General features: G+C 48.0%; 6 protein-coding genes. All 6 read right to left on the reverse strand.

The window, feature by feature from the left end; genetic code table 11:
* Window positions 1-19: 19 nt before the first annotated feature.
* On the reverse strand, window positions 20-2,206 hold the full coding sequence (locus IPG80_RS11260) for a response regulator (protein WP_345106594.1): 2,187 nt from the start codon (window positions 2,204-2,206) through the stop codon (window positions 20-22).
* Between the two features lie 32 nt (window positions 2,207-2,238).
* Window positions 2,239-3,357 carry a GAF domain-containing protein gene (locus IPG80_RS11265; RefSeq protein ID WP_345106597.1) on the reverse strand — a complete coding sequence of 373 codons (1,119 nt, stop codon included), beginning with the start codon at window positions 3,355-3,357 and terminating at the stop codon, window positions 2,239-2,241.
* A complete protein-coding gene (locus IPG80_RS11270; protein ID WP_345106600.1) occupies window positions 3,320-4,108 on the reverse strand; it encodes a ParA family protein in 789 nt (262 codons plus the stop codon). Before IPG80_RS11270 ends, IPG80_RS11265 begins: the two co-directional genes overlap by 38 nt.
* 12 nt (window positions 4,109-4,120) lie before the next feature.
* Window positions 4,121-6,592, reverse strand: coding sequence for a cache domain-containing protein (locus tag IPG80_RS11275; RefSeq protein ID WP_345106602.1), 2,472 nt, complete (start codon window positions 6,590-6,592; stop codon window positions 4,121-4,123).
* An 89-nt stretch (window positions 6,593-6,681) separates the two neighbouring features.
* On the reverse strand, window positions 6,682-8,919 hold the full coding sequence (locus tag IPG80_RS11280) for a GAF domain-containing protein (protein WP_345106605.1): 2,238 nt from the start codon (window positions 8,917-8,919) through the stop codon (window positions 6,682-6,684).
* A gap of 33 nt (window positions 8,920-8,952) precedes the next feature.
* Window positions 8,953-10,677 carry a GAF domain-containing protein gene (locus tag IPG80_RS11285; protein WP_345106608.1) on the reverse strand — a complete coding sequence of 575 codons (1,725 nt, stop codon included), beginning with the start codon at window positions 10,675-10,677 and terminating at the stop codon, window positions 8,953-8,955.
* Between the last annotated feature and the right edge of the window lie 5 nt (window positions 10,678-10,682).

Consider the following 10,682-nt stretch of genomic DNA (forward strand, 5'->3'; position numbering starts at 1 on the left):
AGGTCTCCTGTAATTTCGTTTATTTCTTTGCCTGTAGCCTATCAAGCGAACGCTGAAGTGAGGTTAGCAGTTCTTTGTCGTTAAAGGAGCCCTTGGTGAGCAAACGCTGACCAAACTCTTTTAATCGGTTCTTTTGTTCAGGGGTCACATCCATGCCGCTGATCACAATGGCGGGAATGTCGCGCAGTTTTCGGTCTGACTGCATCTGTTCGAGAATTTGGAACCCGTCCATTTCTGGCATGAACAGGTCCAGGATGACGGCATGCGGCGGGGTTTCAGATGAAATGACCGCCCAGCCATTAAGACCGCCTTCTGCAAGGATTGGTTTATACCGTCCATCATCTGTCAGCATCTTGCCGATCAGACGCAGATCATTCGGGTTGTCATCCACCACAAGAACTTCACGGATTGAGCCATCCGAATTTAGCCGGTCAAGTGAATTAACCAGTTCTTCTTCAAGTATGGGTTTTACCAGATAATCAGACGCGCCGAGACTGAAGCCTCTTTCGACATCTTCAACAATGCTGCAAATAATGACAGGAATATTCCTTGTTTCCGCGTTTGATTTTAATGCATCAAGGACAGTCCAGCCGTCAACTCCAGGCATCATGATATCAAGTGTAATTGCAAATGGCTTTACTCGTTGGGCAAATTCCACTGCCCGCTTCGGGTCGGTTAGGGGAGCCACTTGATAACCCTGGGGATGGAGGTAACGCTCATACAGACCAATGACCTGCGGGTCATCATCGATCGTCATGATAACCTTGGATCCTTCCTGGTCTGACTCGTTCTCCTTGTGATAAGGCGGCAGGGTGAAATGGAACGTGCTGCCTGCGCCTTCTGCGCTCTCTACCCAGATATCTCCACCATGCATATTGATTAGCTGCTTGCAGATGGACAACCCCAATCCTGTGCCGCCACTTTTGCGAGTTGGGGAGGCATCCACTTGTGAAAAGGCTTGGAAGAGCTTTTCCTGGTCTTTTTCTGAAATGCCCGGTCCCGTATCTGTTACGCTGACTCTGATTTGGCGGCGCCCATCTTCGGCACGGATCGGAGCAACACTGACCGTAATGGCACCTTCTTCGGTGAATTTAGCTGCATTTGAGAGCAGATTGATCATCACTTGGCGAACACGGATTGCATCTGCACGTACTGTGGGTAGAACAGGGTCGATGATCTGACGCATTTCGATCGGTTTATCTTTGATCAAACCACTCATTGTTGAAAGTACGCTGTGGACTAGATCCGCGATATTAACTTCGTCGAATGCAAGTTCCATCTTACCGGCTTCGATCTTGGCAGAGTCGAGGATGTCATTGATGAGACCCAATAGGTGCTGACCCGAGTTATAGATCGCAGTCAGGTCTTGCTGCATCAGGTCGGTAACGGGACCATCTATTCCTTTGAGGATGACGCGTGAAAAGCCAATAATGGAATTTAACGGTGTGCGTAGTTCATGGCTCATGTTGGCGAGGAACTGGCTTTTTAATCGGTCTGCCTCACGCATTTCCATAACAGCTTGTTGCGAGAGTTCGAACGATCGGGCATTATCAATGGCTACAGCAACCTGATCCGACAGGGTTTGGAGAACGGATATCTCATCTTCGTTGAAGGCATCTTCTTCCTTCGCTTGGATATCGATCACACCAATGACACGGGAACCGACCCGGAGGGGAATGGCGGCTTCCGCACGTGTATCTGGAAGCAGCTCGTTGACTTTATGCAATGAGTGTTCTAAAACATTATTCACAACGAGAACATTACCGCTGGATGCCACTGAGCCAACAATGGATTTGTCGTTGAGCGGCAGTGAGTGCTCCAGTTTTTTTAATTCGGCGCCGACTTCGCCAGTCGCTTCTTTCATTACGGCATTGAAGCCGGTCTCTTCTACGATGAAGATGGCAGCATGGTAAAAATTGAATCTGTCCGTGATAAGACTCACTGTACGGGCAAAGATCGTATTCAGGTCCAGAATGGATGTGACTAGTTTACCGATCTCAGCCGAAACGGCGAGATATTCATTTCGGCGGCGAATGCCTTCTTCTGCAAGCTTGCGCTCGGTGATATCTCTTGCCACCCAGAAGACACTGCTTTCATCCAGTTTGCTAAGGGTAGCCAGGAACCAGAATAGTTGTCCGGCTATTGGGAGTTGATATTCAAATTGAACTTTACTCTCACTGTTTAGCGCCTCAAGAACCTTTTGCAAAAAAGAGTCTGCGATTCTCGATCGGCAGAAGTTCATGGAAGGTTTTCCCTGAGCATTGCTTCTGGCGTGCGAATCAACAAAGAAGGGTTGGTCGGGGCGATCTGCATATACCGCCCTTCCTTGTTAATAACCAACACAACATCTTCCATGGCGCTGAAAAGCGTGCGCAGGTTCTTTTCTGAAACATCGATGCGTTCAAAGAGGCTGCTTTTTTGGATGGCAGTCGATGTTTGCAGAACGATGGTTTCCAATGTGCGAACTTCATTCGGAGTGATGGTGCGATTTGCGTCGTAGAATGCTACACCGATGGTGCCGATCACTTCTTCGTTGGAAAGCAGTGGCAGGATCAGCAGGTTCTTGGTTCCGCGTTGTTCGAGGATATCTTTAATGGGTAATGCCAACGGGTTTGTAGCCACTTCATTAATGAAGACAGGTTTGCCGGTGCGGATCACTTCTTCTGTGGCAGGATTTCCGCTTATGGGAATGAGCAAGCCAATATCATTCGATTTTTCAAATGTAGGTACTGCCTCTGCCGTTAAGACCAAATGAGTTTTTTTGGCGTTGATCAATGCAATACCAACGTTGTGAGCAGAAAGCAGTACTACAAGATTGTCTGCAATGCCTTGTAACGTGCTTTGAAGATCCAATGAACTGGAGACGGAAGAAACTACTTTATTGACAATGGTAAGTTCTTGAGCGCGCTGCTGGGTTTCTTGAAACAGCCGGGCGTTTTCAAGCGCCAAGGATAGCTGGTCGGTCACCTGTCGAATGAGCAATTGCTCATCTGTTGAGAAAGAAGCCTGTTCTTCGTCAAGCAGCCGGAGAGTTGCCCATTCTTCTTCTCCGAGTTGAATGGTAGTTGCGTACGATGATTTTGAATCACTTGAAGTAGAAGCTGCCGCAAATTCCTGGGGCAGCGATAGAATACCGGTTTGGCGGCGGGTGGTTTTTACCGGCGTGGATGCGGCTTGGGTTGGATATGCGGGTTTCGGATCCGCTGGAGTCGAAGAGGGCACTTCCGGCGGATTTGCCGGTAGAGGCGTCTCTTTTTGGACCTTTGGTTTTGCCGGTTTCCCCCGGGCGTGATCCTCAGGCTGAACGTCTTTAAAGAGATTATCCAGTCGTTTGTTGATTTTCGGTTTCTTTGGCATATTCCATGAGTTCCTGGGCGAGAACGCGATATTGCGTGGAGCCGCGCGCAGCGGTTTTGTAATGCGTGATAGGTTGTCCGGCGATTGGGCTTTCTCTAAGTTTGGTGTCTAATTCGATAACGGTGTTGAATACGCCTGTGCCGAATGTGGCGCGAAGTTGTTCGTGGATATTGCGGTGTGTGCGGTTGCGACGATCCAGCATTGTGACGAGGATACGGTAAGACAAGTTAGGGTTATCCATTTCACGTGTTCTGCGGATGAGCGCCATCATGTTGCGTAAAGCATATGCTGAGAAATATTCTGCCTGGGTGGGAATCAAAAGTAGATTCGCGGCGGCAAGAGCATTGCGGGTGATAGCGCCCAGCGCTGGCGGGCAATCCAGGATAATGTAGTCATGTGGCAGTGATGAGGATTGAATGGCGCGCTGTAAAATGGTGGTGTAGTTGGTGCGGACGGGTAAAAATTGCTCCGAGGTTTCGATGCGTGAGCTGGATGGGATAAGATCCAGGTTATCGATCTCTGTTTTTCGCATGACCCTGCTTATAAGTTCATTGTCGAGCATGATGTTGCTCGAGGTCAGTTCGGCTTCGCCTGGTTCCATGCCCAGAGCAAGCGTGAGGTTTGCTTGCGCATCGAGGTCTATAAGCAGGACGCGATTACCAAGTTCTGCCAGAGCAGCGCCGAGGGAAAGTGCCGTGGTCGTTTTGGCAACGCCGCCTTTTTCATTGGATACAGCGATAGTTTTCGTCATGGATTTCCTCGTTTATACATCCGGCGATTTTTTCTTTTGCGGAATGACTTCCACTCGTGATACTTTCAGGGCATCGCGGAGTTCACGGATGGCGGTTTCGATCATGGCTTGGGGATCGTTGGTGCTGCGGATCTTGGTGGAGATGTCTGTGACAAGCCGTTCACGTTCGGCGCGCCGGGTGGTTTCATCGAAAAGACGGGCATTTTCGGCAATAACTGCCACACGGTCAGCCACAGCTCTAATGATATCCATTTGGTCTGACTTGATACTCTCATCTTTGGGGACAATCACTGAAAGTTCGCCAATTTCCTGCCCGCGCATGATGATTGGGACCATGACCTGCTTGTGGTCAGTATTGCCTGTTGTCATTTCAATGGACTCATTTGAAGATGAAAGCGGCGTTGTTCCGCCGGCAGTATACCGGTATCCGCTTATTTTAAACTCTTCTGCAAGGCGATTCCAATTTTCGCGGAAGAATCGCCGTGAAGCTGCTTCCGCCTCTGCCAACGATCTGTCCATTTGTTCATATAGTTTTGCGTTCTGGATGGCGATACTTACCAATTCAGCGAGGATTGACAGAGCTTCAAGGTCTTCGTTTGAAAAGGCGTTTGATTCGCGGCTTTGAACATCTAGGGCGCCTAGTACATTCCCTGCTTCGAGCAAGGGCAAAGCCAATTCAGATTGTGTTTCAGGTAAATCGGGGTTGTTGAAATAGACAGCATCATCACCCACGCTCAAAGCAATGCGCGGTTTCTTTGTACCGGTCGCATACCCCACGATGCCCTGTGCCCCAACCTTTAATTGATGCCCGCGTCGAAGCATTTTTCTGCCGCCTTCACTGTTGGCGGCTGCCAATACAGCATACTTATTCATGGCGTCGTTGAGGAAGATGCCTACATGATAGAACCCAAATTGTTCACTGATCACTGCAGCGACCTGCGGGAGGAGTTCCTTCAAGTTCTTTTGAGTTGTAATAGCTTGCGCTACCTTGGCAATCGCTTCGTATTGCTTTCCGCGGCGTTCACCTTCATTGTTAGCTTTTTGTAGTTCAGCAGTCCTGTCTAATACGCGTTGCTCAAGGGAGAAGATCAGGTCTTTGACAGTATCTGTCATGGTATTTAAGGTGATAGCCAGAGTTTCCAGTTCGTCACCGGATGTAACATTTACTCTGGTATTGAAATTTCCTTTAATGATTTCGCCTGCTGACTGGTTCAAAGTTTGTAGAGGGGAGGTAAAGAAGTTGCTAATGGAAAAGGATGCAGCTGCGGCTAAAACAAAAACCATAGCAATCAGCAACAGGCTGAAGTTGATCGTGGTTCTGGTTTCCCTCGATATTTGATCGGCGATCGCCGCCCTGCCTGAAAATAATTCTTCAGACGGTATGATGTAAATTAGCTTGTATTGCACTTGCTGAACTTTGTAGAATGCAACATGTCGTTCGCTGCCGTTTAGGATGATGGAAAAAATACCATTATCCTTGGATTTGATGGCATCCATAATTTCCAGCAGTTCTGGAGAAGCTGAGGTGAGGACTGCAGGATCCATGATCGCGCTGAGTTTTGCATTTTCATCCGTTATGGCAAAATCTATAAAACCTTGTTCAGGCAGGGAGATCAGGCGGTTATTGCTGTCAATCAAAAAAGCATATCCGTTTTCACCAACCTGCGAATTGGCTACAAAGTCGATAATACGGGTGATTTGTACGTCCATGGCTGTAACACCCTGGAAATTCCCGCTTGAATCAATTACCGGCGCACTTGTCGTTATTACCAGCCCATTTAGCGCTGCATCTTGGTAAGGAGCAGACCATACGACGGAGTTCTGTAGGTTGTTATCAGGGTTTGCAGCGACATACCATTGTCGCCCAGTTACATCGAAATCAGGCGGAACAATATTTGCAAGATCTATGTTTGGATAATAAAAAGTTTCTTTGTTTTGCCCTCCAAAATAGATGGCAACGATATCAGGACTGCCTTTTAACATCGATGGAAACACAAGCTCTGAGTGTTTTAAGAGATTTAGTTTCCTGACAAGTGAACCTGTCAGGATGACGTCAGAAGGAATGAAAACCGATGCCGTTTCAGTGTTGGCGTTGTCCCAGCTGCCGGATGGCAGACGAATTAACTGAGTATCTGCGTCCCAATATGAACTGTTTTCAAGTTGGTCGTCTTCCAAAATATTCTGGACAGAGGTTGCTGCAACCAAAGTATTCCGGCTCATGTTTTCAAAGAAACTTTCCAAAAATGCCGCCTGTTCACGGTTCGCACTTTGAAGATCTTCTTCTGCTCTGGCGCGGGCATTCTCCTCCACACTTGCTATGAGCTGGGTGCTCGCTTCCTGGATACGCAAATATACGTACGTACCCATGACGATCACAACGAGAAACGTAATCGCCAGGTTGCCGAGTGTCAATTTGGCGCGTAAGTTGAGCCGTCTGAGCACGGAGTTTGTAAGCAAATCTTGAATGGAAGATCGCAGTTTCATGCCTCGTTCCTTATTGGTTACCGTCATTCAACTTCTCATTTTTTAATTTAATGGTCACTTCTGAGCCGGGGATGGAGCGCCCCAATTCCTCAACAGCGGTGAGCAGGACATTGTCGAGATTGATGGATGAACCGATTTTGCCGGTAATCTCGCTGATCGCCTGCTCTTTGATGACCTGCCGCTGCGATTCTTGAATGAGACGCGTTTTCCAATGCAAGCGAGAGCCGTTCAGATACAGCTTCTGTGAGATTAATCTCGCTTGTACTCCATTGACGTTCGCGTGAAGGCGACTTGATGCGCATGACGCCTATGACCTGATCGCGAAGTTTGATCGGAACAACCAGAGTTGGATCGTCCGTCTTTCCATCAGCATGAAAAACTAAAACTTCACCACGGAACATTGCCTGGGTGATTTCATCCGTGTTCATGGGGCGGGATAATTTTTTGCCGCCGCTCATGGTTTGGAAATAACCAACCATGCTTTCTTCCTGCCCGAAATTCTTCCAACCTTCTTGCAGGTTTTTAAGATAGGCAGATTGGGCTTCGTCCAATGCCCGTTGAGTTTGCTCAAGGAGTTTGGTATTGTCGATCGCGATCGCAACTTGATCTGCCAGAATACTAAAGACATTTATATCTTCGTTCGTAAAGGCGCCAGGTTTTTCGCTTTGCACATCCAGAACGCCAATGATCTTTTCGCGAGTCTTTAGTGGGAACGCCACTTCAGAGCGAGTGGTGGGAAGATCTGGATTGTTGAAGAAGACCGCATCCTGACCTACATCCAAACTGATACGGGCAACACCTGCTTTGGCGACAAAGCCTACGATGCCGCTCTCACCGACCTTGAGTTTGTGTCCACGTGCCATCATATTTTGCCCGCCAAGGCTGTTTGCTGCTTGTAAAATGGCATATTGATTTGAATCATCCAGCAGGAAAATGCCCACGTGGTAAAAATTAAAACGCTCACTGACCAGCCGGGTAATCAGTGGGAGGAGAATTCCCAATTCCTGCTCGCTGTTGATTGTTTTTGTGATCTCGCCGATATCGAGCAATTGGGAAGCGCGTGCTTCTGTTTGACGGCGGGAGATTTCCAGATCCACTGTGCGTTCTGTGATGCGCCTTTCCAGATTGTTGTACGTGTCTTGCAGCTGCTCGGTCATGCGGTTAATTGTTTCTGCAAGGGTGCCAACTTCGTCAAGTGATTCGACTGGTGCCGTGACTTGAAGATTACCATTCGATATCTCTTCAGCCACACGGGTTAGCTTTTGAAGTGGTGTGGTGATACTTCGGGTAAAGTAGAAAATAATAAAACCGAAAATGAGCGCAAGCAGGAAGCTGTACCCGGTCAAGGTCGTCTGCAATTGGCGTGTTTGTTGAATGACTTCTTCGCGAGGGTACACAAGGGCGAGCGACCAACCAGTATTCAACCCTACCGGCGCATATGAAACATACATGGGGTCGCCTTTTCTATCCAAAGCTTCTACGAAGCCGGTCTCTCCATCGGTCATTTTGTTGACCAATTCCAGCCAATCGTTTGAAGCACCGGTATTGGCAAGAGCGAACATCGAATCGATCATTGGTTCGTATGCGCCTCCCCCTTCGCCCATGCCAAGGATTGTGCCATTTGAATCGATTAGAAATGCATATCCGCTTTGCCCAAATTTTAGATTTAAAAAGATATCCTGAATTTTGGAAAATTCAATATCGACAGCCGCAACACCTTTCAGTTTATTGTTGCGATCCAAAAACGGAATGCTCCAGGTCGCGATCCAAACATCACCACGACTCTTGTTGCGATATGGCGGAGATAAAGTGGGTTCGAGGGTTCGTTTTGGGAGGAAATACCATTCCTGACTAAAATAATCATAATCACCCAGCTCGGTAAGCTGCGTTTCATTATTTGGGGTTCGGTTGTAATAAGGCGCCCAGTAATAGGAACTGGACTTGAATTGGTAAGGTTCAAATCCTGCCGTAGCGCCATAGATCTGCACGTTGCGGATAACAGTATTTTGAATAACCCGTTTTAACTCATTTTCAGAGTAAGAGCTGGATTCGACAGCCGTTGCAAGATTGGTAGCTATCGTTTCAGCTTCTGATAACTTTTTTCGAATTAACTCGTTCGTTTCGACAGTTTTGATCTTCAGATCATCTTCCACTGTAGTTACCAGTGTGTCCTGCCCGATACGGATGCTCAGAATTGAAAAGGTAATAAATGCAACCATCAGTAAGCCGACCGAGATCAGCGTTAGTTTAAAGCCAATACTCGTCCTTGGAGGCGCATCAAGGTCGTTGATCTCTTCTGAGGGCATTTGTTTGGTTTGATCTATCATGAATAAATCTCTTTTATGATGCCGTAATCAAGGTTAACTGTACATCTGCAAGGCATCGGGTTCGATCTGAACGAGAACTTCCGAGCCCCCCAGTGCCCGGCTAAGTTCCTGAGCAGCGGTTTGCAAAATGGTTTCAAAGCGGGAAGAAGAACTTACACGACTGGTGATATTCGCTGTGATCTTTTCGATATCTGCACGGTGCTGGGTGGATTGGAGGAGAGTGGCAGTTTCGATGGCAAGTGACAGACGGTCTGCGACGGCATTGGCAATATCTGCGTCGTCATCGGAGAATTGACCGATACTTCGTGTGCTTAATTGCATAACGCCTATGACCTGTCCACGCAGACGAATGGGAATGGCAAGCCGGGATTTCCGATCTGGGTCACTGGAGAGAGTTGTTTCTCCTTTTCGCAGGGCTTCATTTACCTGGGTGTTGTTGATGGGGTGATGTAAGGGTTTTATGCCTGCATCAGAATAACTGAAACCAAGCCCTAATTTGGCGGGGCGCAGCACTTGCCAGGCTTCTTGGGTTACCTGACCGATCGCACTTTGGGCTTCTGCTAGCGCCTTTTGTGCTTCTTCAATAGTGAGGGCGTTGTTTATTGCAACAGCGACCTGATCTGCCAATGTTGAGAGCGCATTGACATCATCAGGTTGAAAGGCATTCGCTTCGATACTTTGGACATCGAGAGCGCCAATGACTTGCCCGGCGTAACGTAAGGGCAGCGCAATTTCTGAGTGAGTGTCTGGGAGGTCAGGATTATCAAAGTAAATGGAATCTGCTCCAACATCCAGCGCGATGCGCGCCTGCCCTGTGGCAGTCACGAATCCTACGAGACCTGTTTGTCCAATAGAAAGGGCATGCTTGCGTGCGAGCATTCTTTGTCCACCATCACTGTTGGCGGCGCGCAGAACTGCGTACTCTCGTTTGTTATCAAGCAAAAATACGCCAACATGATATACATTGAATTGCTCTCCGATCACCTGTGTGATGCGGGGGAGGAGTTCATCGAGAGCCTGGATGGTAGAAACGGCGCTCATGACCTGGGTTACTGCACGGAATTGCCGCGCACGTTTTTCTGCGGTCTGATTTGCGTATTCCAGTTCGACTGTTCTTGCTTGCACTCTTTCTTCGAGGCTGGCTCGCAGGGAAAGCAGTTCCTCATTCTCCCGTTTTTGTGATTGTTCGCTTTGCTGTGCGCGGACAATACTTTCGTTAAGCCGCTGGATCAGCAAATGGGTGATTCCGGCACTGGCAACCATAAGGATTGGAACAATGATGGCATCATCAATGCCGATGGATCTGGGAATGCGATGTATGGTTAGGTCTTGATATGCGACAATAAGAACTGCGATTACAACTGCCGGGGTGACTATCACTAATGAACGTCTGCCTAAAAGCATTGCAGAGACGGTCAAAATCACGGGAATGGCGAGAAAGGATGTATCTCGAACGCCGTTGGTGTTTAAGGCAATGGCAGTGATTGCCACAACCAAGGTCAGCGGTACACTAACCTTCGCAAGAATGATATTTCCCTGATATGTAAAGTACAGCGAAATGCCTTCTATAATTAAAGAGGCTGTGAGGATAATGAACGCAACGATGTTTCGCGAATCGCCGCCGAGGAGCCCTGAAACCAGAGGCAGGACTGCAAGGTTGACCGCCATCACAGACAGCAGGATATTCCGCGTTAATCGAATAAAGGACGGGTCTTGATCTTCTTCGCTTCTAAAAAAATCTATAAAATTATTTAGCATGGCTT

It is taken from the genome of Candidatus Villigracilis vicinus (assembly GCF_016702885.1).
GTDB lineage: Bacteria > Chloroflexota > Anaerolineae > Anaerolineales > Villigracilaceae > Villigracilis > Villigracilis vicinus.

Excerpts from the sequence above, each read along its gene's own strand:
- IPG80_RS11265 (WP_345106597.1), bottom strand. The coding sequence starts at position 3,357 with ATGCCAAAGAAACCGAAAATCAACAAACGACTGGATAATCTCTTTAAA.
- IPG80_RS11270 (WP_345106600.1), bottom strand. The coding sequence starts at position 4,108 with ATGACGAAAACTATCGCTGTATCCAATGAAAAAGGCGGCGTTGCCAAA.
- IPG80_RS11275 (WP_345106602.1), bottom strand. The coding sequence starts at position 6,592 with ATGAAACTGCGATCTTCCATTCAAGATTTGCTTACAAACTCCGTGCTC.
- IPG80_RS11280 (WP_345106605.1), bottom strand. The coding sequence starts at position 8,919 with ATGATAGATCAAACCAAACAAATGCCCTCAGAAGAGATCAACGACCTT.
- IPG80_RS11285 (WP_345106608.1), bottom strand. The coding sequence starts at position 10,677 with ATGCTAAATAATTTTATAGATTTTTTTAGAAGCGAAGAAGATCAAGAC.